The 26,419-nt window shown below is 70.7% G+C and carries 27 protein-coding genes and 3 pseudogenes; 18 read left to right on the top strand and 12 right to left on the bottom strand.

What is annotated here, in order from left to right:
• The first annotated feature begins 9 nt into the window (after nt 1–9).
• Together lepA and AB0K12_RS10440 are read left to right on the top strand one after the other, a co-directional pair.
• Nucleotides 10–1,881 (top strand): translation elongation factor 4, encoded by a 1,872-nt coding sequence (gene lepA, locus AB0K12_RS10435; protein WP_364557990.1) that lies wholly within the window; start codon nt 10–12, stop codon nt 1,879–1,881.
• A 77-nt stretch (nt 1,882–1,958) separates the two neighbouring features.
• On the top strand, nt 1,959–2,426 hold the full coding sequence (locus tag AB0K12_RS10440; RefSeq protein ID WP_364559801.1) for a GNAT family N-acetyltransferase: 468 nt from the start codon (nt 1,959–1,961) through the stop codon (nt 2,424–2,426).
• 10 nt (nt 2,427–2,436) lie between these two features.
• Here the strand turns inward: AB0K12_RS10440 and AB0K12_RS10445 are convergent, their stop codons facing one another.
• A complete protein-coding gene (locus AB0K12_RS10445; RefSeq protein WP_364557992.1) occupies nt 2,437–3,996 on the bottom strand; it encodes a DUF6297 family protein in 1,560 nt (519 codons plus the stop codon).
• 26 nt (nt 3,997–4,022) lie between these two features.
• Nucleotides 4,023–4,646 (bottom strand): heme ABC exporter ATP-binding protein CcmA, encoded by a 624-nt coding sequence (ccmA, locus tag AB0K12_RS10450; RefSeq protein ID WP_364557994.1) that lies wholly within the window; start codon nt 4,644–4,646, stop codon nt 4,023–4,025.
• Between the two features lie 328 nt (nt 4,647–4,974).
• Between ccmA and AB0K12_RS10455 the strand changes: the two genes are divergently transcribed.
• Nucleotides 4,975–5,253 carry a hypothetical protein gene (locus AB0K12_RS10455; RefSeq protein WP_364557997.1) on the top strand — a complete coding sequence of 93 codons (279 nt, stop codon included), beginning with the start codon at nt 4,975–4,977 and terminating at the stop codon, nt 5,251–5,253.
• On the opposite strand, the pseudogene AB0K12_RS10460 reads toward AB0K12_RS10455, so the two are convergent.
• The 4 genes and pseudogenes from AB0K12_RS10460 to AB0K12_RS10475 all read right to left on the bottom strand — a co-directional run.
• Nucleotides 5,240–5,443 (bottom strand): annotated as a pseudogene (locus AB0K12_RS10460) (response regulator transcription factor); the annotation flags it as partial. The gene AB0K12_RS10455 and the pseudogene AB0K12_RS10460 overlap by 14 nt on opposite strands.
• A 396-nt stretch (nt 5,444–5,839) precedes the next feature.
• Nucleotides 5,840–6,172: pseudogene (locus tag AB0K12_RS10465) on the bottom strand (response regulator transcription factor); the annotation flags it as partial.
• Nucleotides 6,173–6,365: 193 nt separating this feature from the next.
• The gene (locus AB0K12_RS10470) at nt 6,366–7,532 is read right to left on the bottom strand and encodes a sensor histidine kinase (RefSeq protein ID WP_364559804.1); all 1,167 of its coding nucleotides are present in this window, start codon (nt 7,530–7,532) and stop codon (nt 6,366–6,368) included.
• Entirely contained in the window at nt 7,532–8,020 is a 489-nt protein-coding gene (locus tag AB0K12_RS10475) for a hypothetical protein (protein WP_364558000.1), read from the bottom strand. The genes AB0K12_RS10470 and AB0K12_RS10475 overlap by 1 nt, the downstream gene beginning before the upstream one ends.
• Nucleotides 8,021–8,322: 302 nt before the next feature.
• Here AB0K12_RS10475 and AB0K12_RS10480 point away from each other — a divergent pair, with 302 nt between their 5' ends.
• Both AB0K12_RS10480 and AB0K12_RS10485 read left to right on the top strand, forming a co-directional pair.
• The gene (locus tag AB0K12_RS10480; protein WP_364559807.1) at nt 8,323–8,775 is read left to right on the top strand and encodes an RNA polymerase sigma factor; all 453 of its coding nucleotides are present in this window, start codon (nt 8,323–8,325) and stop codon (nt 8,773–8,775) included.
• A gap of 245 nt (nt 8,776–9,020) precedes the next feature.
• Nucleotides 9,021–9,872, top strand: a complete 852-nt coding sequence (locus AB0K12_RS10485; protein WP_364558002.1) for a hypothetical protein — start codon at nt 9,021–9,023, stop codon at nt 9,870–9,872.
• A gap of 9 nt (nt 9,873–9,881) precedes the next feature.
• On the opposite strand, the gene AB0K12_RS10490 is transcribed toward AB0K12_RS10485, so the two are convergent.
• Nucleotides 9,882–11,129, bottom strand: coding sequence for a glycoside hydrolase family 18 protein (locus AB0K12_RS10490; RefSeq protein ID WP_364558005.1), 1,248 nt, complete (start codon nt 11,127–11,129; stop codon nt 9,882–9,884).
• Nucleotides 11,130–11,258: 129 nt separating this feature from the next.
• Between AB0K12_RS10490 and hemW the strand changes: the two genes are divergently transcribed.
• A complete protein-coding gene (gene hemW / locus AB0K12_RS10495) occupies nt 11,259–12,479 on the top strand; it encodes a radical SAM family heme chaperone HemW (protein WP_364558007.1) in 1,221 nt (406 codons plus the stop codon).
• On the opposite strand, the gene AB0K12_RS10500 is transcribed toward hemW, so the two are convergent.
• The 3 genes from AB0K12_RS10500 to AB0K12_RS10510 are packed head-to-tail and all read right to left on the bottom strand — an operon-like array spanning nt 12,476 to nt 14,663.
• Entirely contained in the window at nt 12,476–13,330 is an 855-nt protein-coding gene (locus AB0K12_RS10500) for a DUF4870 domain-containing protein (RefSeq protein WP_364558010.1), read from the bottom strand. The two genes, hemW and AB0K12_RS10500, sit on opposite strands and share 4 nt — an antisense overlap.
• On the bottom strand, nt 13,327–14,136 hold the full coding sequence (locus AB0K12_RS10505) for a DUF3097 domain-containing protein (protein WP_364558013.1): 810 nt from the start codon (nt 14,134–14,136) through the stop codon (nt 13,327–13,329). The genes AB0K12_RS10500 and AB0K12_RS10505 overlap by 4 nt, the downstream gene beginning before the upstream one ends.
• Before the next feature lie 17 nt (nt 14,137–14,153).
• Nucleotides 14,154–14,663 carry a hypothetical protein gene (locus AB0K12_RS10510; protein WP_364558016.1) on the bottom strand — a complete coding sequence of 170 codons (510 nt, stop codon included), beginning with the start codon at nt 14,661–14,663 and terminating at the stop codon, nt 14,154–14,156.
• 415 nt (nt 14,664–15,078) lie between these two features.
• Here AB0K12_RS10510 and hrcA point away from each other — a divergent pair, with 415 nt between their 5' ends.
• From hrcA to AB0K12_RS10525, 3 genes are read left to right on the top strand one after another with little or no spacing between them, the layout of a single operon-like run.
• Complete coding sequence (hrcA, locus tag AB0K12_RS10515) at nt 15,079–16,092, top strand: heat-inducible transcriptional repressor HrcA (RefSeq protein ID WP_364558018.1); 1,014 nt, start codon at nt 15,079–15,081, stop codon at nt 16,090–16,092.
• A gap of 11 nt (nt 16,093–16,103) precedes the next feature.
• Nucleotides 16,104–17,246 (top strand): molecular chaperone DnaJ, encoded by a 1,143-nt coding sequence (dnaJ, locus tag AB0K12_RS10520; protein WP_364558021.1) that lies wholly within the window; start codon nt 16,104–16,106, stop codon nt 17,244–17,246.
• Nucleotides 17,243–17,968, top strand: a complete 726-nt coding sequence (locus AB0K12_RS10525) for a 16S rRNA (uracil(1498)-N(3))-methyltransferase (protein WP_364558023.1) — start codon at nt 17,243–17,245, stop codon at nt 17,966–17,968. The genes dnaJ and AB0K12_RS10525 overlap by 4 nt, the downstream gene beginning before the upstream one ends.
• A gap of 70 nt (nt 17,969–18,038) precedes the next feature.
• Here AB0K12_RS10525 and AB0K12_RS10530 read toward each other — a convergent pair whose 3' ends face one another.
• Nucleotides 18,039–18,701 carry a hypothetical protein gene (locus AB0K12_RS10530; RefSeq protein WP_364558026.1) on the bottom strand — a complete coding sequence of 221 codons (663 nt, stop codon included), beginning with the start codon at nt 18,699–18,701 and terminating at the stop codon, nt 18,039–18,041.
• Complete coding sequence (locus AB0K12_RS10535) at nt 18,698–19,210, bottom strand: SigE family RNA polymerase sigma factor (protein WP_049573205.1); 513 nt, start codon at nt 19,208–19,210, stop codon at nt 18,698–18,700. Before AB0K12_RS10535 ends, AB0K12_RS10530 begins: the two co-directional genes overlap by 4 nt.
• Nucleotides 19,211–19,488: 278 nt before the next feature.
• On the opposite strand from AB0K12_RS10535, the gene AB0K12_RS10540 reads away from it, so the two are divergent.
• From AB0K12_RS10540 to era, 9 genes and pseudogenes are all read left to right on the top strand, one after another.
• A complete protein-coding gene (locus tag AB0K12_RS10540; protein ID WP_364558029.1) occupies nt 19,489–19,833 on the top strand; it encodes a histidine triad nucleotide-binding protein in 345 nt (114 codons plus the stop codon).
• Between the two features lie 117 nt (nt 19,834–19,950).
• Nucleotides 19,951–20,655, top strand: a pseudogene (locus tag AB0K12_RS10545) (PhoH family protein); the annotation flags it as partial.
• A gap of 417 nt (nt 20,656–21,072) precedes the next feature.
• Entirely contained in the window at nt 21,073–21,807 is a 735-nt protein-coding gene (locus AB0K12_RS10550; protein ID WP_364559811.1) for a PhoH family protein, read from the top strand.
• Complete coding sequence (gene ybeY / locus AB0K12_RS10555) at nt 21,804–22,280, top strand: rRNA maturation RNase YbeY (protein ID WP_355419238.1); 477 nt, start codon at nt 21,804–21,806, stop codon at nt 22,278–22,280. Before AB0K12_RS10550 ends, ybeY begins: the two co-directional genes overlap by 4 nt.
• A complete protein-coding gene (locus AB0K12_RS10560) occupies nt 22,277–23,590 on the top strand; it encodes a hemolysin family protein (protein WP_364558033.1) in 1,314 nt (437 codons plus the stop codon). The genes ybeY and AB0K12_RS10560 overlap by 4 nt, the downstream gene beginning before the upstream one ends.
• Nucleotides 23,591–24,022: 432 nt before the next feature.
• Nucleotides 24,023–24,670 (top strand): hypothetical protein, encoded by a 648-nt coding sequence (locus AB0K12_RS10565; protein ID WP_364558036.1) that lies wholly within the window; start codon nt 24,023–24,025, stop codon nt 24,668–24,670.
• 10 nt (nt 24,671–24,680) lie between these two features.
• Nucleotides 24,681–24,998 carry a cytidine deaminase gene (locus tag AB0K12_RS10570; protein WP_364558039.1) on the top strand — a complete coding sequence of 106 codons (318 nt, stop codon included), beginning with the start codon at nt 24,681–24,683 and terminating at the stop codon, nt 24,996–24,998.
• 7 nt (nt 24,999–25,005) lie between these two features.
• Nucleotides 25,006–25,482 (top strand): NUDIX domain-containing protein, encoded by a 477-nt coding sequence (locus AB0K12_RS10575; protein ID WP_364558042.1) that lies wholly within the window; start codon nt 25,006–25,008, stop codon nt 25,480–25,482.
• Nucleotides 25,483–25,491: 9 nt separating this feature from the next.
• A complete protein-coding gene (gene era / locus AB0K12_RS10580; protein WP_364558045.1) occupies nt 25,492–26,409 on the top strand; it encodes a GTPase Era in 918 nt (305 codons plus the stop codon).
• Nucleotides 26,410–26,419: the final 10 nt, after the last annotated feature.

Below are 26,419 nucleotides of genomic sequence, written 5' to 3' on the forward strand. Positions count from 1 at the left end.
CATGTCACCATGGAAGACTGCTTGACCTCAACCCTGTCGAAACGGACTTCGGTGCGCACTCAGCCTGGCCAGACCGACCCCGCGTTGATCCGCAACTTCTGCATCATCGCGCATATCGACCATGGCAAGTCGACGCTTGCCGACCGGATGCTGCAGATCACCGGCGTGGTCGACGACCGCACCATGCGGGCGCAATACCTCGACAGGATGGACATCGAGCGCGAACGCGGCATCACGATCAAGTCGCAGGCCGTGCGGCTGCCGTGGGACGGTCACGTGCTCAACATGATCGACACGCCCGGCCACGTCGACTTCACCTATGAGGTGTCGCGCTCGCTGCAGGCGTGCGAGGGGGCCATCCTGCTGGTCGACGCCGCCCAGGGCATCGAGGCGCAGACCCTGGCCAACCTCTATCTGGCCATGAACGCCGACCTGCACATCATCCCCGTCCTCAACAAGATCGACCTGCCGGCGGCGCAGCCGGAGAAGTTCGCCGAGGAGCTGGCGGGGCTCATCGGGTGCGACCCCTCCGACGTGCTCAAGGTGTCGGGCAAGACCGGTGAGGGCGTGCGCGAGCTGCTCGACCACGTGGTCCAGACCGTGCCCGCGCCCGTCGGCCGGGCCGACCAGGCCGCGCGGGCGCTCATCTTCGACTCCGTCTACGACACCTACCGCGGCGTGGTGACGTACGTCCGCGTCGTGGACGGCCACCTCGGCAAGCGCGAGCGCATCCTCATGATGTCGACCAGCGCCACCCACGAGACGCTCGAGATCGGCGTCATCTCGCCCGAGCCCAAGCCCGCCGAGCTCGGGCTCGGCGTCGGCGAGGTGGGCTACCTCATCACCGGAGTGAAGGACGTCCGCCAGTCGCGGGTCGGCGACACCGTCACCTCGGCCGCCAAGCCCGCGGGCGAGATGCTGGCCGGCTACGAGCACCCCAAGCCCATGGTGTTCTCCGGGCTCTATCCGATCGACGGCGACGAATACCCCGAGCTGCGCGAGGCACTCGACAAGCTGCAGCTCAACGACGCCGCCCTGGTCTACGAGCCGGAGACGTCGGCGGCGCTCGGGTTCGGCTTCCGCGTGGGGTTCCTCGGGCTGCTGCACATGGAGATCGTGCGCGAGCGGCTGGAGCGCGAGTTCGGGCTGTCGCTCATCTCCACCGCGCCCAACGTCATCTACCGCGTGGTCATGGAGGACGGCAAGGAGCTGTCGGTCACCAACCCGTCCGAGTTCCCCTCCGGCGGCAAGATCGCGCAGGTCTTCGAGCCGGTCACCAAGTCCACGATCCTCGCGCCCGCCGAGTTCATCGGCGCGATCATGGAGATCTGCCAGGGGCGGCGCGGCCAGCTCCTCGGCATGGACTACCTGTCGGAAGACCGCGTCGAGATCCGCTACACGCTGCCGCTCGGCGAGATCATCTTCGACTTCTTCGACCAGCTCAAGTCGCGCACCCGCGGCTACGCCTCGCTCGACTACGAGCCCGCGGGCGAGCAGGAGGCCGACCTGGTCAAGGTCGACATCCTGCTGCAGGGTGAGGCGGTCGACGCCTTCAGCGCGATCGTCCACAAGGACAAGGCGTACGCCTACGGCGTCGACATGGCCAAGAAGCTGCGCGAGCTGATCCCGCGGCAGCAGTTCGAGGTGCCGATCCAGGCCGCCATCGGGGCCAGGGTCATCGCCCGCGAGAACATCCGCGCCATCCGTAAGGACGTCCTCGCCAAGTGCTACGGCGGTGACATCTCCCGTAAGCGGAAGCTGCTGGAGAAGCAGAAGGAAGGCAAGAAGCGGATGAAGATGGTCGGCCGGGTCGAGGTGCCCCAGGAGGCCTTCGTCGCCGCGCTGTCCACCGACTCCGGCGGCGAGAAGGCCAAGAAGTAGGGGTTCGCCGGGGCTCGTGCCGCCCGCCCGCCCCGGCGAAATACCCTGAAGGCATGGAAAGGGTGCAGACGGCGCGTATGGTCCTGTCTCGGGTGACGGTTGACGATCTGGACGCCGTACACGAGATCCATTCCGACCCGCGCACCAGCATCTACCATCCCAGCGGACCCGTCACCGACATCGAGTCCAGCCGGGCCATGCTCGGCCTGTGGCTCGACGACTGGGACGAACGCGGCCTCGGCTACTGGGCCGCGCGGCCGCTCGGCGACTCCCACGTGCTGGGCTTCGGCGGGCTGCGGCACGCCATCGTGGACGGGCGGCACATGCTCAACCTCTATTACCGGTTCCGGCCCTCCGCGTGGGGGCACGGCTATGCGCTGGAGCTCGCCCGGGCGGCCCTCGACGTGGGGAAGTCACTGGGGACCGTGGTCGCGGTCATCCGCGACATCAACGAGCCGTCGCGGAAGGTCGCGGAGCGGGCCGGCATGCGGCGGGATCGCACCATTCCGTACGGGGGCGTCCCGAGCGACCTGTACGTGGCCTGAACCGCCCCCCTTATCGTGCTCTGCTGCGCCAGACGTATCCCGCCAGCACCACCGTGCTCCAGACGGCTTGAGCCGCCAGGTAGGGGGCCGTGGCGACGCCCGGAGTGGTGAGGGCGATCAGGGCGGGCAGCGAGCCGATCAACGCCAGGTCGGGGCCCGTGGCCGCCCACTTCAGCACACCGGTGGGGATCGGGCCGCCCGGGGTCTCGATGATCGGCATCGAGTGGTCGACCGGCGCGCGCCTGGCCATGCGGAGCGCCGCCGCCGCCAGAGCGGGCGCGACCACCAGCCCCAGGGGCGCTACGTCACTCAGGGGCAGGTTCGCGGCGCCGCCCAGGCCGCCCAGGCCGCCCAGGCCGGTCAGGAGGAGGGCCAGGGACGTCCACGTGCCGCTCAGCAGGGCGGGCAGCACCGCGCGGGCCGCCAGCGTGGGGCGGTGTGCGGTTCCGATGAGCCTGGCCAGGGCCGGGTTGTCGGCGTCGCGGCGGGCACCCGAGGCGGCCGTCGCTGCCACGGCCAGCCCGCCCGCCAGGACCGCGATCGCGACCGCCGCCGGGGGAGCGCCCGCCTGACCGAGGACCGCGGGCAGCACCGACGTTCCCGCGATCGTCGCCAGCCATCCCGGCCTGCGGGCCAGGCGCCGCCAGTCCTGCCAGGCGGGCGCGAGCGGCCCGGACAGCCGCGGCCAGCGACGGGAGCCGAGTTTCCTGGCGCGCCAGTGGTTGTCCTCGACGATCCAGGTGAGCGCGCTGGTGTCCAGCGACGCGGTGGCGCTCGCCACGTGCCCGGCTCGGGTGGAGGCGGTCGTGAGCGTACGGGCGGGGATGCGGTCGAGCGAACGCCAGGCGTGCCGGGCCAGCAGCCCCGCCGTCACGACCGCTCCGGTTGCCGTGGCGGCCAGGGGTGACAACGGGGCATGCGCCGCCACGGTCAGCACCGTGCGCAACTGGTTCGTCACCGCCACCGCCGCCAGCGCCAGCAGTGCGACGATCGCCAGGGTCAGCCAGAGTTGCCACGCCCGCCCCGTATGTGGTGCCTGCCCCGGCTGTCCAGTCTGCGCCGGATGCCACCCCTGCGCCGCCTGCCCGAGTACCGCCAGCGCCATCCCGCCCACGGTCGTCGCCACGCCGAGCACGAGCGCGGCGAGCACCCGCCACACGAGCTGATCCGGCGCACCCAGCACCGCCAGCAGGCCCACCCCGAACAGCAGGCCCGCCACCAGCGCCACCACGCCCAGCGTCCTGGCCGGACGGGCCAGCAGGTCCCGGCGGTTGAGCGGGGAGAGCAGCAGCCACGAGGCGTCAGGCCCGTTCAGCACCACGGGGCCCGCCGTCCGCGCGCCCGCCAGAAAGCCGGCCAGGGCGAGCGAGAGCAGCGCCGCACCCGCTCCCATCCTGCCTGGATCGACCGGGCCCGCCAGTCCCGCGAACACCCCGGCCAGCGGGTGCCCGAGCACCATGACGGCCATGAGCAGGCAGAACCCGGTGACGTACCGGTCGAGGAGGCTGGCGGGGGCGGGGCCATGGGAGCGCAGGTACGCGCGAACGGCCCGCACGCCGGACTCGCTCATCGGTCGATCCTCGAAGGAGAGGCCGGTCATGCGGGGGCACCTGACGGGAGGACGCGGCGGCCGTGGCCGGCGAGGTCCTGGTCGTGGGTGGCCAGGACGACGGTGCCGCCCTCGGAGGCGTACTCGTCGAGCAGATCGCCCAGGGCGGCCCGGAACTCGACGTCGAGCCCGCGTTCCGGCTCGTCGAGGAGCAGCAGCTCGCTCGGCCTGAGCAGGGCGGCGGCGAGGGCGAGGCGCTGGCGCTGACCGGTCGACAGATTCAGCGGGGCCGCGTCCGCCCGCTCCACCAGCGCGAACATCTCCAGCGCCGCGTCCACGGTCATCCGCGCGGCACGGTGCACGGCGCCCATCAGCTCCAGGTGCTCGCGGGTGGTGAGCCCCGGATACCAGGCGGGCTCATCGCCCAGCAGCGCGACCCGGCCCCAGAACCGGGCGTCGTCTACCGGCGCCGCGCCGAACACCCGTACCCCACCGGCGGTGGCGGGCCGCAGCCCGGCCAGGCAGCGCAGCAGCGTGGACTTTCCGGAGCCGTTGGGCCCCACCACGGCCACGATCTCACCCGGCGCCACGGTGAACGTCAGGTCGCGGAGCACCGGGTTGCCGCCGAGCTCGACCGAGAGGGAATCGACGCAGATGATCGGGTCTGGCACGGTTCGAGGCTAGCTGACGAGCAGCGCAACCGCGCGGCCGAGACCCTTCGCCGCCACAGCCGCCGAAGGGTCTCCGCCGCCGCACCCACCGACGCATCCGGGGGTTCGTCAGGCGGCGCGGCGTTGAGCGGGCCGGGCACGCCCCCGCCCGCCGCGCGACCCACCACGAACTCCCGCGCCGCATCCTTCAACCGCACCCCGGGCTGGACTGGCGGGCGGATTTTGTCGGTGCCGTCGTCTACTTTTCATTCTCCGAACACCTGTGCGACTGGAGGGTGACGTGATTGCTTCTGAGCGATTCGAGCGTGCAGCGGTTCTTGGGGTCGCCGTGGCTGAGGAGACACGGCGGCTGCTGAGACGTCACGTGGGCGAGGGGGAGGAGGCGGCTGACGGCACCGTCCTGGTCGATGTGCCCTATCCCGACGCGGCGGTGGTGGCGACGTTGCTCGACGTGGCGGCCGAGTGCTTCGGCGAACGCGGTGACTCGGTCGAGGAGACTCGGCAGGCGGCGTTGGAGACGCTCTTACAGCTCGCCGGATTCGACGAGGAGTCCCAGCTCAACGGACATCTTGGCGGGCGTCCTGGAGATGGGCTCAGCCGGGGGTGACCAGGCCGTGGCGGTAGGCGTACGTGACGGCTTGCGCGCGATCCCTGAGCCCCGCCTTGGCGAAGAGGTTGTTGATGTGGGTCTTCACCGTGGCTTCCGTGATGAAGAGACGCGCGGCGATCTCCGCGTTGGAGAGGCCGTCGGCGATGAGCATCAGCACCTCGCCCTCGCGCGGCGTCAGGCCATCGGGAAGGGACTCACCACTCCGGCGCGTCCGCCGCCCACCCGAATGCTGCTGCCGCGACTCCAAGGCACTCGTACGTGAGGGCGGCGCAGGGGAAGCAGCCCCACTGCGCGGAGGCGCCTCGCCAGGGGGCATGGGGAGGGGCTTGGCAGGGGGAGACGTGGCCGAAGAGGGCAAAGCCGGCCGGCCCGTCGTGGGCGGGGATGCCGAGGAGGGGGGCGTTGTGGCTGGGGGCACGGCTGGCCGGTCCGTCGTGGGCGGAGACGCCGGGGAAGGAGGCGTTGTGGCTGGGGGCATGGCGGCCGAGGATGGGCTGGGTGGGGACATGCTGTCCAGGAGGCGGCGCTGCACGGTGGGGTCGAGCTGGGCGTCCCCGCGCATCACGGTCGCCAGGGCCTTGGCGATGTCCTCCGCCTCGGCGTCTTTGGTGAGGAAGCCCCGCGCACCTGCCCTGAGCGCGGCAAAGACCGACTCGTCGTCCGAGTATGTCGTGAGCACCACGACCTGCGTGCCGGGATGGGCGGCCCGGACCCGGCGAGTGGCCTCAACGCCGTCCATGCGCGGCATGCGGAGGTCCATGAGCACCACGTCCGGCCGTTCCGTCTCGACCAGCCGCAACGCCGCCGCACCGTCAGCCGCCGACCCGACCACCTCGATCCCAGGCAGCAGACCGAGCAGCAACACCAGCCCTTCCCGCACCACAGCCTGGTCATCCGCCACGACGACACGAATCATCCGCCCACCCCCTGAGCCATCGAAGCGCAATAAGCAGCAGCTCCTCCTGGGCCCGGTTTGTCCCGCCTGGTCGCTGTCGGGCGCGATGCGCCTATTGCCAGGGCGGCAGAGCCGAGGGTGGCTGCAGGTGGATTCGTCAAGGCCGGTGCCGCGGGTGCCGTGGAAGGAGGGTTGGGTGTAGGGGTTGTTCGGGTCATGCCGGGATCCTGAGGTGGACCGTGAAGCCGTGGTCGTCGGCGCCTGCCGTGAGGGTGCCGCCGAGGAGTTCGGCGCGTTCGCGCATGCCGATGAGGCCGTGCCCGCCGCCCGGCGACTGTTGCTCCGCCCCAGCGTCGTTGGGCGACCGTTGCTGCGCCGCACCTTCGCTGGGCGAGCGATGTCCCGGTGCGGAGCCGTTCGGTGGGTGGTGGGTCGGTGGGGTGGGGTTGGTTATGCGGAGGTCGCACCACGTGCTGGAGAAGGTCAGGCCGATGGTCGCGGGGGTGCCGGGGGCGTGGCGGCGGATGTTCGTGAGGGCTTCCTGGGCCGTTCGCGTCAGGGCCAGCTCGGCTTCCGGGGTGAGGCGGTGTTCGGGGCCGGAGATGTGGAGGGTGCAGGGGTGGTGGGTGGTGCTTTCGAATTCCTCGGCCAGCCGGCGTAGGGCGGTGGGGAGCTCTGGTGGATCCTCCCGTAGGGCGGCCACTGCGCGCCTGGCCTCTTCCAGGCCCGACTTCGCGAGGTCGCGGGCGCGGGTGACGCGGTCGAGGGCCTCGTCGGTGCGTTCGGCGCGCAGGAGCAGCTTGGCGCCCTCCAGGTGGACGAGCTGGGCCGACAGGGAGTGGGCGAGGATGTCGTGGAGCTCCCTGGCGATCCTGGCCCGTTCCGCGAGCACCGCTTCCCTGGCCTCGGCCTGCCTGATGGCCTTGCGCTGCCTGGCCGCGTACGCGACGAGGAAGACCAGGCTGGTGCTGAAGGCGAGGGTCAGGTTCCGGGTGACGTCACCGGTGATCGCCCCCGCCACCAGCAGGCTGACGATCGCCGTCAGGGCGATCGCCAGCGACTGCGGGAGGGGTCGGCGGCCGGCGGCGGCCACGCAGGCGAGCAGGACCAGGGCGGGGGTGCTGTTGGGGGTCAGCTCGTGCAGGGCGACGGCGATGATCGTGGCGGCGCCGAGGGCGATCAGCGGGATCGGCGTGTCCGCCGACCTCCGGCCGGCGATCCTGAAGGGGAGCAGGGCCACGGCGAGGGTGAGCACCAGGGCGGAGCTCAGGATGATGCTCGGCGGGCCGGACACGAGTGCGGTGTGCGCCTGTCCCGCGCCGACCAGCACGATCACGCCCAGCCGCAGCATGCGGGAGAGGGGGCTGGACGTAACGGGCATCACCTTTCGACGTTATAGGACCGTGCGGCGGACCCGGGAAGCGCACGGGCGCGACGCGACACCACGAGCGCCTGCGTGGCGAGGGTCAGGCCGACGAAGATCAGGATGCCGCCGGTCGTGACGGTCAGTCCCATGGAGGTGCCGGCGACCTGCTCGATGACGCGCACGGCTATCGAGGCCAGCCAGGCCAGCAGAGTCCAGACCGTCCCCTTGGACCAGGCGGCTCCTTGGGCGTCGGTCCAGATCTGCACGGTCATCGCCCGCAGGATGCCGAGTCCGACGCCGATCACCGCCTCTGCGGCGAGAAAGACGAGGCTGAGGGCGAAGTGGTCGGGGTCGAAGAGGCCGCCCGAGACCAGACCGATCACGATCACCACGGCGGAGATGTAGAAGATGCTGGAGCGGTCGGCCGGGCGGGTCTTGAACTGGCGGTAGATGACGAACGCGAGGACCAGGAGGATCAGCAGGCCGGTTTCGACGGAGTTCATGACACGTGACGGTAGGGACGGGGGCCGTCGCGGCGGATCGACCAGCGGGTGGAGCTTCGCAGATCTCCACCCAAGGGTGGATACACGACCCAGCGACCGGGCTGCGCGATGGGGGCCGTTCCTAGGGGGCGGGCGGCCCGGATGCTTGGTTGTGCCGCGCGGTCGGCACTGGCGGGAGGTTGAGGCTGTGGCAGGGCTGGGTGAGTGGTCGGGCTTAGTGCGGTTTCGGTTCGTGTGACCATTGCGGGTTTTGGTGCGTCTGTTGGTGACATGACCATTGAGACCGTTCGGGGGGCGACATCATCGAGGAGCTCTATCGCGAGCACTGGCCGCTCGTGTGCGGGTTCCTTCTGCGCAGGACCCGCGATCCGCATCTCGCCGAGGACTTGGCGCAGGAGACCTTCGTCAAGGCGACCAGGGCGCTGCTCGGCTGGCGAGGGGAGAGCGCGGCCGCGTGGCTCCTCACGATCGCCAGGAACGTGCTGCTCGATCACGTACGCAGGAGCCGGCGGGAGCTCGCGCTGCCCGACGCCGATGAGCTTGGTGTGCCGCCGCTGCACGTGGCCGCGCTGGATGTGCGCGACGCGCTGGAGCGGCTGCCCGAGCAGCAGCGGCGGCTGCTCACCTTGGTCTATTTCGAGGGCTTCTCGATGGTTGAGGTGGCCGCGATGACCGGAAGGTCACACAGCTCGATCAAGACCGCGGTGTGGCGGGCGCGGGCCGCCTTCGCCGACCTGTACGGGGAGGATGCATGAGCACGTCCGATAGGCCGGGCACGCCTGGCCCGCACGATCAGTCACATACGTCTGACCCGCTCGATGCGCCGGATGCTCCTGGCGCGCTCGATGCGCCGGACGCGACTGGTTCGCTCGATATGCCGGACGCGCCTGGCCGGCTCGATGCGCCGGATGCGGCGGGTGATGCACGCAGCCTGCCGGAGTTGCCCACGATGCCGGACTTTGATCCCAGGCGTACCAGGCGCGCTGTCCGGCGAGGGCTGGTGCGGACGGTGGTCAGCGTGCTGGCGGTGCTGGCGCTGGTCGCGGTGGTCGTGACCGAAGGGGCGTCGCTGGTGCAGACGCGGGGTGATCGTGAACGTCGCATGATGGACGTGCTCGGGACCGCGTTCAAGATGTACAACCCCGCCTACCTCGTGAACAACGGGCCCTGTTGCGAGACGACGCCCGTCTCCATGGCGTTCGAGGTGACCGCCCGTCCCCTGGGGCCGGTCGGGGCGTGGCCGGGTGGGAGCCAGACGTACTCGATCAGTCAGGACTTCTTCGGGCGGGTCGGGCGGTTGCCGCTCGGTCACACCGCCAATACCCGGCTCTCCCAGTCGTTGTTCAACGTCGGCACCACGCTGGGGAGGAAGGCGGAGGTGAAGGAGGTGCTCGCCCGGTTGCCGGCCGATCTGAGCGCGCTGGCGGTGGTGGAGTTCGAGCGGCCGTTGGGGGAGGCGGAGTTCGAGGCGTTCGTACGGCGCCACGGCTCCTGCGCCGAACGGGTCGTGTACGAACGCAGGCCCGGGTCGCTGCCGATCACATGGGGCTTCGACTACTGGATCGACACGGCGGACCATCGCGCGGGCGACATCACGGATGAGGTGTGCCGAGGCGGGTTGCCGCAGTTCCGGGCGTGGGTCGGGCTGCTGCGTGACCACGACGACGCCAACCTGCGCTCCTTCGACCTGAGCCTGGAGCGGCTGCGGGAGGCGTCGCGGGCCGGGCTCGCCCACGCCTACGTGGACGAGCTCAGCTCGGTCCGCGAGCTGCGGGAGTTGCTCAAGGACCCGCAGGTGCGGACGATCCGGCTGGCCGATGTGGCGTTCGATCTGGATCGTCCGCACCCATGAGAGCCCGGGTCAGCGGAGGACGCTGGAGAGGGCGGAGGTGAGGGAGGCGCGGGAGTCGTCCTGGTCGATGGACCAGAGCATGAACCCGCCGAGCCCCTTCAACCGGATGTACGCCGCCTTCTGCAGCATCACCGCCGGATCGTCGTACGACCAGAACTCGTTGCCGTCGTACAGCCACAGGGCGCCGGTGAGCAGGTCGCGGTGGCGCTGGCCCGGCTTGTTCACCAGGTCCTTGTAGTCCTCGGTGCCGGGGGCCCACTTGCCGGGGGCGGGGCCGGTGGCGGGCTGGTAGAGGCCCTTGGAGCGGTCGGTGACGCCGGTCCAGCCCTGCCCGTACGCGGGCACGCCGACCACGAGCTTGCGTGCGGGCGCCCCGCGCTTGAGGTAGTCGCGGACGGTCTGGTCGACGCTGTACTTCACCGGGCTGGGGTCGCGCCGGTCGGTGAACAGGTTGGCGTGGTGCGCGGTCTGCTGCTCCCAGGTGCCGTGCAGGTCGTACCCCTGGAGGGTGGCGAAGTCGAGCTGCCTGAAGACCTCGCGTACCTCGAAGCCCGCGTCGATCTTGGCGGCGGCGGCCGGGAGGAACGCGCTGAGCTGCGCCTTCCGCGAGAACGCGGTGAGCTGGCGGCGCAGCTCGGTCACGAACAGCGTGAAGTTGCGCTTGTCCTCGGGCCTGATCACGTTGCCCTCGGCGCCGGCCGAGCCGGGCCATTCCCAGTCGAGGTCGATGCCGTCGAAGACGCCCGCGGCGGCGCCGGGCTCGAGGCCGGGCAGGTTGCCGCGCAGCCACATGTCGATGCAGGAGGAGGCGAGCTTGGAGCGCGACTCGGCGGTGAGCACGGCGTCGGAGAACGCGGCGGAGCCGGTCCAGCCGCCGAGCGAGATCATCACCTTGAGCTTGGGGTGCTTGGCCTTGAGCTTGCGGAGCTGGTTGAGGTTGCCGTTGAGCGCCTGTCCCGGTTCGTCGGCGGCGCCGTCCACGCTCTGCTCGGCGGGCACGGGCCGCTGCCAGTCGGCCCACGGGTCGGAGGAGTAGCAGGTGCCGTCGCCGTTCACGAACCCGAACGCGTAGTTGAGGTGGGTGAGCTTGGCGGCGGCGCCGCTGAGGTGCACGTCCTTGACGTGGTAGTCACGTCCGTAGACGCCCCATTGGATGAAGTACGCGACCCGGTTGAACCCGGTGCGGGCCTCGGCCGGTACGGAGACCAGCGTGAGCCCGAGTAAGACGGACAGGGCGATGAGGATCTTCTTCTTCACGGGGCCGCTCCCGGACAGCTACAAATAGGAAACTTTCCTATAAGTTGAACGCGATCGTAGAGCCGCCCTGAGCCCTCGTCAACGACCCGCACCGGCCGGAGCACTGCGGGAGACGGGCACACTGGAAACGTGCCATCCATCCTGCCTGACGGCGATCCCGCGCCCACCTCGGGCGAGCTGCCCGACAGCGCCCTGCGCGGCCTCGGCGAGCGCCCGTTCGGCTTCTACGTGCACGTGCCGTTCTGCCTGACCCGCTGCGGCTACTGCGACTTCAACACCTACACCGCCTCCGAGCTGGGCCCCGGCGCCTCACAGCGCGACTACGCCGACACGGTGATCGAGGAGATCCGCCTGGCGCGCCGCGTCCTGGGCGAGACCGACCTGCCGGTGGAGACGGTGTTCTTCGGCGGCGGCACCCCCACCCTGCTGCCCCCCGAAGACCTGGCACGCATCCTGGCCGCGCTCGGCTCGGAGTTCGGGCTGCGGCCGGACGCCGAGGTCACCACCGAGGCCAACCCCGAGTCGGTCGATCCCTCGTCGCTGGAGAAGCTGCGCCACGGCGGCTTCAACCGCATCAGCTTCGGCATGCAGAGCGTGCGCGAGCACGTGCTGCAGGTCCTCGACCGCCGCCACACGCCGGGCCGGGCCGCCGCGGCCGTCAGGGAGGCGCGTGCGGCCGGGTTCGAGCACGTCAACCTCGACCTGATCTACAGCACGCCGGGCGAGTCCGACGACGACTGGCGGGCCTCGCTGGGCGCGGCGATCGAGGCCGGGCCCGACCACGTGTCGGCGTACTCGCTGATCGTCGAGGAGGGCACCCGCCTGGCCGCGCGCATCAGGCGCGGCGAGCTGCCGATGCCCGACGACGACGTGGCCGCCGACCGCTACCTCATCGCCGACGAGCTGCTGTCCGCGGCCGGGTTCGCGTGGTACGAGGTGTCCAACTGGGCCGTCACCGACCACGCCCGCTGCCGCCACAACCTGCTCTACTGGACCGGCGGCGACTGGTGGGCGGCCGGCCCAGGAGCCCACAGCCACGTCGGCGGCACCCGCTGGTGGAACGTCAAACACCCCGCCGCCTACGCCCAGCGCCTGGCCGCGGGCCACTCGCCGGCGCACGCCCGCGAGGTGCTCGGGGACGACGACCGCGACGCCGAACGCCTCATGCTGGAGCTGCGGCTGTCGTCCGGCCATCCGCTGGCCGAGGTCGCGCCCGCCGCGCGGCCCGTGGTGGCGAGCGCCCTGGCGCGCGGGCTGCTGGAGCCCGAGCCGTTCAAGGCGGGCCGCATGGTGCTGACCCTCCAGGGCCGGCTGCTGGCCGACGCCCTGGTCAGGGACCTCCTGGTCTAGGTGATCAGGCGGATGGAGAGGGGATAGCGGTAACGCTCGCCCCGGTACGTCGCCATCGCCGCCTGGACATGGAAGATCAGCGACACGACGAAGACCGCCGGCAGCAGCAGGAAGCCGATGAACAGCAGCATCAGGAACGCGGACACGATGTAGCCGATGAACATGGTGATCTGGAAGTTCAGCGCCTCCGCCGCCTGGTCCCTGACGTAGGGCGACTGGTCCTTGCGCACCACGTAGATGATGAGCGGGCCGATCCACGAGACCAGCAGGCCGAGGAGGTGGGCCAGCATCGCCATGGAGTTGTCGTCGGTGCCGGGGCGGGGGCCGAAGCGGCCGGGCACGTAGGGCTCGCCGGGGGCCTGCGGGTAGCCGTAGCCGGGCGGGGGCGGCGGATAGCCGGGCCGGCCGTAACCACCGGGCGGCCCGTAGCCGCCGGGACCGCCGTAGGGGCCCTGCAGGCCGTAGCCGCTGGGCGGCTGCGGGTGGTAGATGGGCGCCGACCCGGGCTGCTGCCCATAGGGGAGCTGCTGCCCATAACCGGGCGCCGACCCGGGTTGCTGCCCGTAGCCGGACGAGCCGGGCTGCTGCGAGTAACCCGGGGTGGAGCCGGGCTGCTGCGAGTAACCCGGGGTGGAGCCGGGCTGCGGTGGGTAGCCGGGCGTGGAGCCGGGTTGCTGGGGGGAGCCGGGTTGTTGTCCGTACGGCGGGGGCGGGCCGGGTTGGGGGCCCGAGCCGGGCGCGGGCGGCGGCAGGTCGGACGGGGTGACCTTGCGGGTGGCGTCGTCGTCCGCCGGGGCGAACCTGCGGGTGGCGTCGTCGTCGGCGGGTGGCGGGGTCGGGTCCTGGCTCATGGGGCCTCCGTAACGAAGTCGATCAGTTCCTCGACCCGGCCGAGCAGCGCCGGCTCCAGGTCCGTGTACGTCGAGACGGCGCCGAGTATGCGCCGCCACGCCTCGGCGGGCTCCATGCGCCAGCCCAGCGCGGCGATGACGCCCTCCTTCCACGGCACCCCGCGCGGCACGTCGGGCCAGGCCGGGATGCGCAGCACGGACGGCTTGACCGCCTGCCAGATGTCGACGAACGGATGCCCGACCACGAGCACGTCGGGCGAGGTGATCTCGGCGGCGATCCGGCTCTCCTTGGAGCCGGGCACCAGGTGGTCGACGAGCACGCCGAGGCGCCGCCCCGGCTCGGGGCCGAACTCATCGACGATGGCGGGCAGGTGGTCGACGCCTTCGAGGTATTCGACGACGACGCCTTCGGCCCGCAGGTCGTGGCCCCAGATCTTCTCGACGAGGGCGGCGTCGTGGACGCCTTCGACGTAGATGCGGCTCTGCCTGGCGACCCTGGCCCGCAGCCCTTCGACGGCGATCGAGCCCGACGCGCTGCGCCGAGGGCCGGTGGGGGTGGTGGCGGTGGGGCGTACGAGGGTCACGGGACGGCCGTCCAGCAGGAACGCCGCGGGCGCGAGCGGGAAGAGCCGGCGCTTGCCGAACCGGTCCTCCAGCGTGACGGCTTCCTTGTCACAGGCCACCACGGCGCCGCAGAAGCCGCTGTCGGCGTCCTCCACGACGAGGTCAGGTTCCGCGGGCACCTTGGGGATCTTGCCCTTGCCCGGCCGCCGCCAATTTCCCGCCAGTACATCGCCCTCGTACACACGGGGACCGTAGCAAATCACCCGCTCACTGCAAGGCGCTTCCGCGCGCCGCTGCGGCGGATGAGGACGACGATCGTGCCGGCGATGGCGGCGAGCAGCCCGGCGCCCGGCAGGACCACGAGGGCGATGAGGCCGTCGGCGACGCCGTTGACGACGGAGTAGGAGTCGCGGCCGACGCCGTAGCGCACGGTGGCCTCTTCCTGGTTGACGCAGGTGAGCTGGTAGTCGCCCTTGGCCGGCGCGTTGATCACCAGGAACTGCTCCCACACGGCGTCGCCGGCCGACACCGTTCGCCGGTCGGGGGTCTTGGCCAGCTTGGCCTCGCCGCTGATCGAGCAGTCGTAGGTGACGGCGGTGTCGCTGGCGAGGTAGACGCCTGGCTTCTCGGCCGGGTCGACCGTCACCGTGACGCTTTCGCCGGACGCGAACGTCTGCTTGGGCACCAGGTCGGTCGCGCCGCCCAGACCGGTGGCGAACAGCACGCCGCCGCCCGCCAGACAGGCCACGAACACGCCCCAGACGGCCACCAGCCACCACCGGCTGGGCTTTATGGCTTTGGAGTCTATTCGTGGTGGAAATTGGGCCTGTTGGCCGTATTGTCCGTACTGAGATGGCGGGCCGAACTGAGCGGGGTCACCGTACTGCGGTGGCCCCTGTCCGCACGGAGGCTGTTGCCCGTACTGGGGTGGTCCCTGCGGCGGCTGTCCTTGTGGGGGCGGTCCGTACTGGGGCGGACCGTAGCCTGGCGGCGGGCCGTACGTCGGGGGCCGGGAATCGTCGGTCATGAGGGCAAGTGTGGGGCCTGTCGCTCACAGGAAGCCAGACAGCAGTTGGGACGCGGTGTTATCGCACCTTGTGGGCGAGAGCCGTACACTTGGCACTCGGGAACACAGAGTGCTAGACACCACGTTCCTGTAAGGGACAGAGGCAGGAGGTGAGCACGTGCTCGACGATCGGAAGCTGGCGGTGCTCCGGGCCATTGTCGAAGACTACGTGTCCACCAACGAACCGGTGGGCTCCAAGGCGCTGGCCGAGCGTCACAATCTGAAGGTCTCCCCGGCGACGGTCAGGAACGACATGGCCGCGCTGGAGGAGGAAGGCTACATCACCCAGCCCCACACCAGCGCGGGCCGCGTGCCGACGGACAAGGGCTATCGCCTGTTCGTCGACCGGCTCTCGCAGGTCAAGCCGTTGTCGGGGGCCGAGCGGCGGGCGATCGAGACGTTCCTCGCCGGCGCGGTCGACCTCGACGACGTCGTCACCCGCACGGTCCGGCTGCTGGCGCAGCTGACCAGGCAGGTGGCGGTCGTGCAATACCCCACGCTCAACCGATCGACGGTCCGGCACGTCGAGCTCGTCCCGCTGACCGACCGGCGGGTCATGCTCGTGCTCATCACCAACACCGGCCGCGTCGAGCAGCGCGTGGTGGAGCTGCCCGAGGCGGTCGAAGACCACCGCATCGCCAACCTGCGCGCCGTGCTCAACGCCTGCCTCGACGGCTGCGGCCTGAGCAACGTGCCCGAGCTGGTGGCCGACCTGCCGGAAAGGCTCCCGATCGAAGACCGGCCCGCCGCGGCGACGATCCTCTCCGTGCTGCTCGAGACGCTGGTCGAGCGGCACGACGAGAAGATCGTGTTCGCCGGCGCGGCCAACCTCGCCGGCGCCGACTTCGCCACCGGCCTGCGCGACGTGCTGGAGGCGCTTGAGGAGCAGGTCGTCCTCATGCGGCTGCTCGGCGAGACATCCTCAGACACCCCGTCCGCGCTCACCGTGCGCATCGGCTCGGAAAACCCCTACCTCAGGGGCACATCCGTCGTCGCGACCGGATACGGTTCTGGCGACAACCAACTGGCCCGGCTCGGCGTTCTGGGGCCGACCAGGATGGACTATCCCGTGACGATGGGCGCCGTACGCGCGGTGGCACGCTACGTCAGCCAGATCCTGGCTGCATCATAAGAGGTCGATAAGTGGCAAACAGCGACTACTACGCCACCCTCGGGGTGCGCCGTGACGCGAGTCAGGACGAGATCAAGAAGGCGTATCGCCGGCTCGCCCGCGAGCTGCACCCTGACGTGAACCCCGATCCTGACACGCAGGAGCGGTTCAAAGAGATCACGCAGGCCTACGAGGTGCTGTCCGACCCGAACAAGCGCCAGATGTACGACCTGGGTGGCGACCCCTTCGGCGGCGGCGCGGGAGCGGGCGCCGGCGCGGGAGGCTTCGGAGCGGGCTTCCCGTTCAGCGACATCATGGACGCCTTCTTCGGCACCGCCACCGGTGCCAGGGGGCCCCGCTCGCGCGCCCGCAGGGGCCGCAACGCCACCATCAGGGTCGAGCTCGACCTGCGCGAGACGGCGTTCGGCACGACCCGCGAGCTGGCCGTCGACACGGCCGTGCTGTGCGACATCTGCCACGGCGCCGGCACCGCGCCGGGCACCCACCCCGACACCTGCGACATGTGCAGCGGGCGCGGCGAGATCTCCCAGGTGACGCGGTCCTTCCTGGGCCAGGTCATGACCTCGCGGCCCTGCCCGCAGTGCGGCGGCTTCGGCACCATCATCCGCAACCCCTGCCAGGAGTGCTCCGGCGACGGCCGGGTGCGCACCCGGCGTACGATCAAGGTCCGCATCCCCGCGGGCGTCGAGGACGGCACCCACATCCAGCTCGCCGGCGAGGGCGAGGTCGGTCCGGGCGGCGGCCCGCCCGGCGACCTGTTCCTCGAGATCGTCGAGCGGCCCCACGAGATCTTCGAACGGCGCGGCGACGACCTCCACTGCACCGTCCAGATCCCGATGACGGCCGCCGCGCTCGGCACCGTGCTGTCCGTCGAGACCCTCGACGGCGCCGAGGAGATCGACGTCCGGCCAGGCACGCAGTCGGGCCAGGTCATCACCATGTACGGCAGAGGCGTCCAGCGGCTCAACGAGTCCGGCAGGGGCGACCTGCTCATCCACGTCAACGTCGAGACGCCGAGCCGTCTCGACGCGGCTCAGGAAGAGCTGCTGCGCGAGCTGGCCAGGCAGCGAGGTGAGGAGCGCCCGCCTGGCAAGTTCGCACCGGGCCAGCAGGGTTTTTTCTCCCGCCTGCGTGACGCGTTCAACGGCCGGTGACGGCTCCGGTCTTCCTGAGCGCGCACCTCGAAGGGCCCGAGCTGACGCTCGACGGCCCCGAGGGGCGGCACGCGGCCTCCGTACGCCGGTTGCGCGCCGGTGAGCGCCTCGACCTCACCGACGGGGCGGGCGGGGTGGCCGAGTGCGTCGTACGCGAGGCGCTGAAGGACGCGCTGCGGCTTGAGGTGCTGCGCCGCTACGACGTCGAGCCGCCGCGGCCCCGGCTGGTGGTCGTCCAGGGGCTGCCCAAGGGCGACAGGGGCGAGCTGGCGGTCGAGATGATGACCGAGGCCGGCGTCGACGTGATCGTGCCGTGGGCGGCGGCCCGCAGCATCACCCAGTGGAAGGGCGACAAGGTCGCCAAGGCCCTCGGCCGCTGGCGCTCCACCGCGCGCGAGGCGGGCAAGCAGGCCCGCCGCTTCCACCTGCCCGAGGTGGCCGACCTCGCCTCCACGGCACGCGTCGAGCGGCTGCTGGCGGAGGCGGCGCTCGGGCTGGTGCTGCACGAGGAGGCCGCCGAGCCGCTGTCGGGCGTGGCGCTGCCGGCGGGCGGCGACGTCGTCATGGTGGTGGGGCCGGAAGGCGGGGTCTCGGAGGAGGAGCTGGAGCGCTTCAGGGCGGCCAAGGCGGAGCCGGTGCTGCTCGGGCCTACGGTGCTGCGCACGTCCACGGCGGGGGTGGCGGCGGCCGCTGTGCTGTTCAGCCGCACGGGCCGCTGGTGAGCCGCCAGGGCCTCGTCTGCGTGTCTTGCAGGGGGTGCGCCGTGAGGCGTGTCCTGCGAAGGTCGGGCCGCTAGGGCGTGGTCTGCGTGTCCTGCAGGGGGGTCGCCTCGACGGGCGGCGTCTCGTTCATCTCGTCGTCCGGCGGGCACTGCTCCGGCGGGCACGACGGCGGCGCGGACGTCTCGATCATGGTGGGCGACGGTGTCGGCGTCGGCGACGGTGAGAGGGTGGGGCAGTCGGACGGCGGCTCGGCTTCCTCGGCGAGCGCCGAAGGACATGGGGTCGTGGTGGGCGTGGGGGTGGGCGACGGAGACGGCCTGCTGGTCGACTCGGCCTTACGGGTCGGCTTGGGCGAGGCGGGCGACGGCGTCGCCGGGATCACCACCGCAGGCGGCGACTCACGGGGCGGCACGCTGGTCGCGGGCGGATCGATGGACCGGGTGGTCGAGGAGTTGGACGGCACCTTGCTCGTCTCGTCGTCCACGATCCGCACGGGCGCCTGATCGATGATCTGGGAGCGCAGGCCGGGGACGGCGAACACGATTGCGCCCGCCACCAGCACCGCGCTGGCCGCGGCCGCTCCCGCGCGCCACCAGAACAGATTGCGTACGCCCCGCCGCTCGATGCGGGCACGGATGATCTCCAGTCCGTCCGGCGAGGGCACGACCGCGTCCGCCTCCGCGCGGAGCGCACGGCGCAGCAGGTCGCCGTACTCGTCGGGGGGCTGGGTCATGACATTTTCTCCAGGACCGATCGCAAGGCGGCCATGCCACGTGCGGTGTGGCTCTTGACCGCCCCCTTGCTGATGCCCATGGCGTGGGCGATCTCAGCTTCGGACAGATCACCGTAGTAGCGTAGAACCAGAGCCTCTCTTTGTCGGGTCGGAAGGGCACGTAATGCCTCGATCACGGCAGAACGTTCCAGCTCGCCGATGGCGCCGTTCTCGGCGCTCGGCGCGTCGGGCAGACCTTTGGGAGCATACTTCTCGACGACCGCGCGGTGTCGCAGCACCGACCTGGACCGGTTGACGACTGACTGGCGCAGGTAGGCGAGTGCTTTGTCGGGATCACGCAGCCTGCGCCAGGCGCCATGGATGGCGACGAACGCATCCTGCACGACTTCCTCAGCTGTTGCCATGTCGCGTACCAGCAACACGGCCAGACGCACCAACGACCGAAAATGCGCACTGTACAGCGCCGTAACGGCCATGTCGGCATCCCACCCGACCGGCACCGCCCCCATCGACCTGTCGGCCAGAAGGGTTTCGGTGGTCACATCAGTGGGACGCGCGGCCTTCCCAGAGGGTTTACGCTCTTCCGGTTCTGGAGGTTTCCCCGGTTCCTTAGGGTGCATTACCCAGTCGTGTCCTCGCCAGGTGGCGCTCGCCCGACCCTGAATCGTCTTTTCTGCTGAAGTGTCGCACACTCACCCTAACCTTGTGGATCTTCCTGCGCACGACACAGCTGATTACCGATTCGCAACGGACTCACCGACGGCGGCGCCCTCGGTAGGCTGATCGAGTGAGCGATTGCCTCTTCTGCAAAATCGTCGCCAAGGAGATTCCCGCCGAGATCGTTTACGAAACCGGCCGGACCCTGGCGTTCCAGGACATCAACCCGCAGGCGCCGACCCACGTGCTGGTGATCCCCAAGGAGCATCACGCCAACGCCGCCGCGCTCGCCGCGGCCGACGACGGGCTCGCCGACGAGGTGCTCAAGACCGCGCACGAGGTCGCCGTGCTCGGCGGCGTCGCCGAGAGCGGCTACCGCGTCGTCTTCAACACCGGTCCAGGCGCCGGTCAGACCGTCTTCCACGTGCACGCCCACGTGCTCGGCGGGCGCGATCTCACCTGGCCGCCCGGCTGACGGCCTGGGCAGGCCGGGCGCGGTGATATTGACGCGAGCAATCGGCCTGGCCCCGGATACGATGGGCGGAGAAGAACTCCGAAAGAGACCGGGAGGCATCAGGCCGCTGGCCTGCCCATGTCCGAACTACACGAATCCCGACGCACAGCACCTCCCTCGCGGACTCAAGCGAAGGTGCTGATACCGGACGAATACCCGATGGTCAGCCTCCTGGGCTCCCGCGACGAGCTGCTACGCGTCATCGAGGGCGCCTTCCGGGCCGACATCCACGTACGCGGCAACGAGATCACCGTCACCGGCAGCCCCGACGAGAGCGGCACCGTCGTGCGCCTCTTCGAAGAGCTCGTCGAAGTCCTGCGCAGCGGCGGGGAGCTCACCCCCGACGCGGTCGAGCGCAGCATCGCCATGCTCCGCATGACCTCCGACCGGCCCGCCGAAGTGCTCTCGCTCGACATCCTGTCCTCGCGCGGCCGCACCATCCGCCCCAAGACCGTCAACCAGAAGCGTTACGTCGACGCCATCGACGATCACACCATCGTCTTCGGCATCGGCCCCGCCGGCACCGGCAAGACCTACCTCGCCATGGCCAAGGCGGTGCGCGCGCTGCAGGAGAAGCGGGTCAACCGCATCATCCTGACCCGGCCGGCGGTCGAGGCGGGCGAGCGCCTGGGCTTCCTGCCCGGCACGCTCTACGAGAAGATCGACCCCTACCTGCGCCCGCTCTACGACGCGCTGCACGACATGGTCGACCCCGACTCCATCCCCAAGCTGATGGCGGCGGGCACGATCGAGGTCGCGCCGCTGGCCTACATGCGCGGCAGGGCCCAGCCGGTGGACAGCCAGGTGCTGACCCCCGACGGCTGGCGGGCGATCGGCGAGCTGGAGGTCGGCGACCTCGTCGTCGGCTCCGACGGCGAGCCGACTCCCGTGCTGGGCGTCCATCCGCAGGGCGAGAAGACGATCTACCGGCTGTCCAGCGACGACGGCGCCTCCGTGCTCGCCAGCGAAGACCACCTGTGGACCGTCCGCGACGGCGCGGGTGAGCCGTGGCGGGTGCTGGAGACCAAGCAGCTGCTCGGCGAGCGCCGGTGGGAGCTGCCGATGCTCACCGCGCCGGTCCGCTTCCCCGAGCGTGCGGTGCCGATGGATCCGTACGCGCTGGGCCTGATCCTCGGCGACGGCCGGGACGTCGAGCCGCGCACGAGCGGCCACCGCCCGCCAGGGCGCTCCGGCGGCACCATGACGCTCACCCATCCGCTCACCGAGCTCGGCCTGGCGGGCCGCACCGCGGCCACGACGTTCGTGCCAGAGGTCTATCTCCGCAACACGCCGGAGATCAGGCTCGCGCTGCTCCAGGGCCTGCTCGACGCGGCCGGGACGGTCACCGAGCACGGCCCGCGCTTCACCACCGGCTCCGAGCGGCTGCGCGACGACGTGATCGCCCTCGTGCGGTCGCTCGGCGGCGTGGCCTACGCGAGCCGGGAGGAGGCGTACGTCCTCGACATCCGCCTGCCGGAAACCAGGCCCGCGCGGCACATCGCGCGCATCGAGCCGGGCGGCACCGCCGAGTGCGTGTGCATCCAGGTGGCGGCCGAGGACTCCCTCTACGTCACCGAGGGCCACCTCCTCACCCACAACACGCTCAACGACGCCTTCATCATCCTCGACGAGGCACAAAACTCCTCGGCCGAGCAGATGAAGATGTTCCTGACCAGGCTCGGGTTCAACTCGAAGATCGTGGTCACCGGTGACGTCACGCAGGTCGACCTGCCCTCGGGCACGGTCAGCGGGCTGCGGGTGGTGCAGGAGATCCTCGAGGGCATCCCCGACATCCACTTCGCCCGGCTGACCAGCTCCGACGTGGTGCGGCACAAGCTCGTCAGCGAGATCGTCGACGCCTACGGGCGCTACGACGCCACGCAGGCGGCCCAGGAGCCGAAGGCGATCCAGCAGCGAGGGAAGCGGCGGCCGTGAGCATCGAGATCAACAACGAGTCGGGCGTCGGGGTCGACGAGGAGAGCATCGTCGCCCTGGCCGCCCACGTGCTCGGCGAGATGGGCATCAACCCGCTCGCCGAGCTGTCCATCGTGGTCGTCGACGAGGACGCCATGGCGGAGCTGCACGAGAAGTGGATGGGCGAGCCAGGCCCGACCGACGTGCTGGCCTTCCCGATGGACGAGCTGCGGCCCGGGGGCGGCGCGCGCGGCGAGTCCGAGGGGCCGGCCGACCCGGCGCTGCTGGGCGACGTCGTGCTGTGCCCGCAGGTGGCGGCCAGACAGGCGAAGGAGGCCGGGCACAGCACGGCCGACGAGCTCGAGCTGCTGTGCACCCACGGCATCCTGCATCTGCTCGGCTACGATCATGCCGAGCCGGAGGAGCACAAGGAGATGTTCGGACTGCAGTCCCGGCTCCTCGAGTCGTGGCAGGAGGTGCGCAACCCGCGGTGAACGCCTGGTTGCTGTCGGCCATCGCGCTCGTCGTCGTCGGTGGCCTGATCGCCAGTGCGGAAACGGCGCTGACACGCATCTCCCGGGTGCGTGCCGACGAATACGTCCGTGAGGCGCGGCGCGGCGCCGCGCGGTTGCAGACGATCGTGACCGACCCGCCGCGCTACCTCAACCTGCTCCTGCTGCTGCGGCTGAGCTGCGAGCTGGTCGCGACGGTGATCGCGACGCTGCTCTTCATCGACCTGCTCGACGACCAGGGCTGGGCCTACTTCTGGGCCGCGGCCGCGATGATCGTGATCAGTTACGTCGTGGTCGGCGTCATGCCGCGTACGCTGGGCCGCCAGCACGCCGAGCCGGTCGCGCTGGCCAGCGCGCCGATCGTGTACGGCCTGACCCGCATCTTCGGCCCGCTGCCCAAGCTGCTCATCCTGCTGGGCAACGCGCTGACGCCGGGCAAGGGGTTCCGCGACGGCCCGTTCACCTCGGAGGCCGAGCTGCGTGACCTGGTCGACCTGGCCGAGGAGCGCCGGGTGATCGAGCCGGACGAGCGCGAGATGATCCACTCGGTGTTCGAGCTGGGCGACACGCTCGTCCGCGAGGTCATGGTGCCCCGCACCGACATGGTCTACATCGAGCGGTCCAAGACCATCAGCCAGGCGCTGTCGCTGGCGCTGCGCAGCGGGTTCTCCCGCATCCCCGTGGTGGGCGAGAACGAGGACGACGTCATCGGCATCGCCTACCTCAAGGACATCGCCCGCAAGATCCACGAGTCGGGCGAGGGCGGGGGCAAGGAGACGATCGAGTCGATCCTGCGCCCGGCCGCGTACGTGCCGGAGAGCAAGCCCATCGACCAGCTCATGCGGGAGATGCAGGCCCGCCAGATCCACATCGCGATCGTCATCGACGAGTACGGCGGCACCGCCGGGCTGGTCACGATCGAGGACGTCCTGGAGGAGATCGTCGGGGAGATCACCGACGAGTACGACCAGGAGGCGCCGCGCGTCGAGCCCATGGACGACGGCGGCATGCGGGTCACCGCCCGCATGCCGGTCGACGAGCTGGGCGAGCTGTTCGACACCGAGATCGAGGTCGACGACGTCGAGACCGTCGGCGGGCTGCTGGCCCACGCGCTGGGCCGGGTGCCGATCGCGGGCTCGCACGCCGAGGTGGCCGGGCTGTCGCTGACGGCGGAGAGCCTGGCCGGGCGGCGTAACCGCATCAGCACGGTGGTGGTGCGGCGGGTGGGGCCGCCGGCGGACGAGGTCGTTCCCGCCACCGCCGAGCGCGAGCGGTCCCACGGACGGGAGTGAGCGTGCACGAGGGCCGGCGGTGAGCGTGCACGAGGGCCGGCGGTGAGCGTGCACGAGGGCCGGCGGTGAGCGTGCACGGGGGCCGGGAGTGAGCGAGCGCGTGGGCCGGGAGTGAGCGGGCAAGACGGCGGCGAATGCGGACGAAACGGCAAGCGTTCTACAAGTCAACTGCAAGCCGCCTCCGGCACTCTCAAATCACGACATCCAGTGCGGTGGGTGTCTACAGGGGAATCGTCCGAAGGCCGGGTGGGGTTCGCGGCCTGACGACGATCCTGGGGGGACGACGGCGTCACGATCCTGGTCGCGACGCTGGTCGGCGTAAAGGGTGTTCTCGTCCTGATCAGGGCGGGGGCACCCTTTTTGCGTATTGGTGGTCACTCCGGTGGATTGCCGCATTCCTCGTGCGGGCAAGCCACCGATCAAGGGGGGACCATGAAACGAAGACCAGGGATCGGCGCCTGCGCGCTGCTGACCTGCCTCCTGGCGGGTTGCGGCGGCGGAGGAGCCGAGAGCTTCCTCGACGCACAGGCCATGGCGCAACTGCGCGAGGTGGTCAGCAAGGAGCAGCCACGCCTGCCCGACGGCTTCACGATCAGGCCGGAGCAGGCCTGGCGGATGCCGTTCGGCCAGGCGGACAGGAACTGCCGGGCCGTGCTGAAACCGGCCGGCGGGCAGGCGCCCGGGCAGGCGCTGACCGCGCAGGCCGCGGTCAGCTACCTCGGCGACGGGCTGGGTGAGCAGGCCGGGGTCGGCCTCGCCAGGTACGCCAACCAGGAAGCGGAAGAGCACCTCGACGCCCTGTCGGAGGCGATGCGCAACTGCCGCGAAGTGCACACGTCCAGCGGCACCGACATGCGGCTGCACGAGCTGCCCATCGAGCAGGCGGTGCAGCAGGCGGCCGACGACGCCGTGGGCGCGCGGTTCAGCGGGCGGCTCAACGGCTACCCGTACGCGCTGGACGTCGTGCTCGCCCGGGTCGGCGACACGCTGGTGTCGGTGGTGCACACCGGGATGAACGACGTGGACACCGAGCGTACGCGTAAGGTCGTCGAGGCGGCGATCTCCATGGTCAACGCCTAACCTAGAGCGCGTGACACTCGATCCCGAAGACAGCAAGATCATCACGTTGGCTCGCGCCGCGAGGGCGCGCAACGGCTCCGCCGAGGGCGCGGCCGTGCGCGACGAGACGGGCCGCACCTACTCGGCGACGAACGTGGCCCTGTCCGCGCTCACGCTCTCCGCCGTGCAGGTGGCGGTGGCCATGGCCGTCTCCAGCGGCGCGCGCTCGCTCGAAGCGGTGGCGCTGGTGAGCGAGGGCGACCCGAGCCCCGCCGACGAGGCGGTGGCGGCCGAGCTGGGGGCGGGCAAGCTGCTGGTGGCCGGTCCCGACGGCACCCTGCGAGGCTGACATGCCCATGTCGCCATTTTTGGCGAGGTTGCGGGAGAAGGTCGGCACGGATCTGCTCATGCTGCCGTCGGTCACCGGGTTCGTGTTCGACGACGCCGGCCGCATGCTGCTGGCCCGCCACGGCGACGTGGGGCTGTGGGCGGCGCCCGGCGGCGGCGTCGATCCCGACGAGCGGCCCGAGGCGGCCGTGGTGCGGGAGCTGCGCGAGGAGCTGGGCGTCGAGATCGAGGTGCTGGGGCTGGTCGGCGTCTACGGCGGGCCCGAGTTCCGTACGGTCTATCCCAACGGGCACGAGGTCGGCTACGTCATCGCCGGCTACGGCTGTCGGCTCGCGCCCGGATCTCCCGAGCCGCGGCCCGACGGCGTCGAGATCAACGACTGCCGCTGGGTGGTGGAAGATGAGCTGCGCGGCCTCGACACCACCGCCTGGACACCCGGCGTGCTGCCCCTCGCCTATGCCTGGTGGCGTGAACACGCCGGTTGATGGGCCACAATGCACTATGTGACTTCGCCAGACAACCATCGCGCCGGATTCGCCTGCTTCGTGGGGAGGCCGAACGTCGGCAAGTCCACGCTGATGAACGCCCTGGTCGGCACGAAAGTGGCGATCACCTCGTCCAAGCCGCAGACGACCAGGCGCGTCATCAGGGGCATCGTGCACCGGCCCGACGCCCAGCTCATCATCGTCGACACCCCCGGCCTCCACCGCCCCCGCACCCTGCTCGGCGAGCGGCTCGACAGCCTCGTGCTGTCCACGCTGACCGAGGTCGACGTGATCGGGTTCTGCGTGCCGGCCAACGAGCCCATCGGCAAGGGCGACCGGTTCATCGCCGACAAGCTGTCGGCCGTGAAGAAGACGCCCGTCATCGCGGTGGTCACCAAGTGCGACCTGGCGAGCAAGGAGCAGATCGCCCAGCAGCTGCTCGCGGTGTCGCAGATCGCGGAGTTCGCGGCGATCGTGCCCGTCTCGGCCGAGTCGGGCGACCAGCTCGACGTCGTCGCCGACGTGCTGATCGAGCACCTGCCCGAGTCGCCGCCGCTCTACGAGGGCGGCCAGCTCACCGACGAGCCCGAGCAGGTGCTGGTCGGCGAGCTGATCAGGGAGGCTGCGCTGGAGGGCGTACGCGACGAGCTGCCCCACTCCATCGCCGTGGTCGTCGACGAGATGCTGCCCAGGGAGGGGCGCGACGACCTGCTCGACATCTACGCCCACATGTTCGTGGAGCGGCCCTCACAGAAGGCCATCGTCATCGGGCACAAGGGCGAGCGGCTGCGCGAGGTCGGCACGAAGGCCCGCAAGCAGATCGAGGCGCTGCTCGGCACCCGCGTCTATCTCGACCTGCGCATCAGCGTGGCCAAAGACTGGCAGCGCGACCCCAAGCAGCTGCGCCGGCTCGGCTTCTACGACTGATCCTCGCGCG

The organism is Nonomuraea sp. NPDC049419 (assembly GCF_040676995.1).
In the GTDB taxonomy this organism is placed as follows: domain Bacteria; phylum Actinomycetota; class Actinomycetes; order Streptosporangiales; family Streptosporangiaceae; genus Nonomuraea; species Nonomuraea salmonea.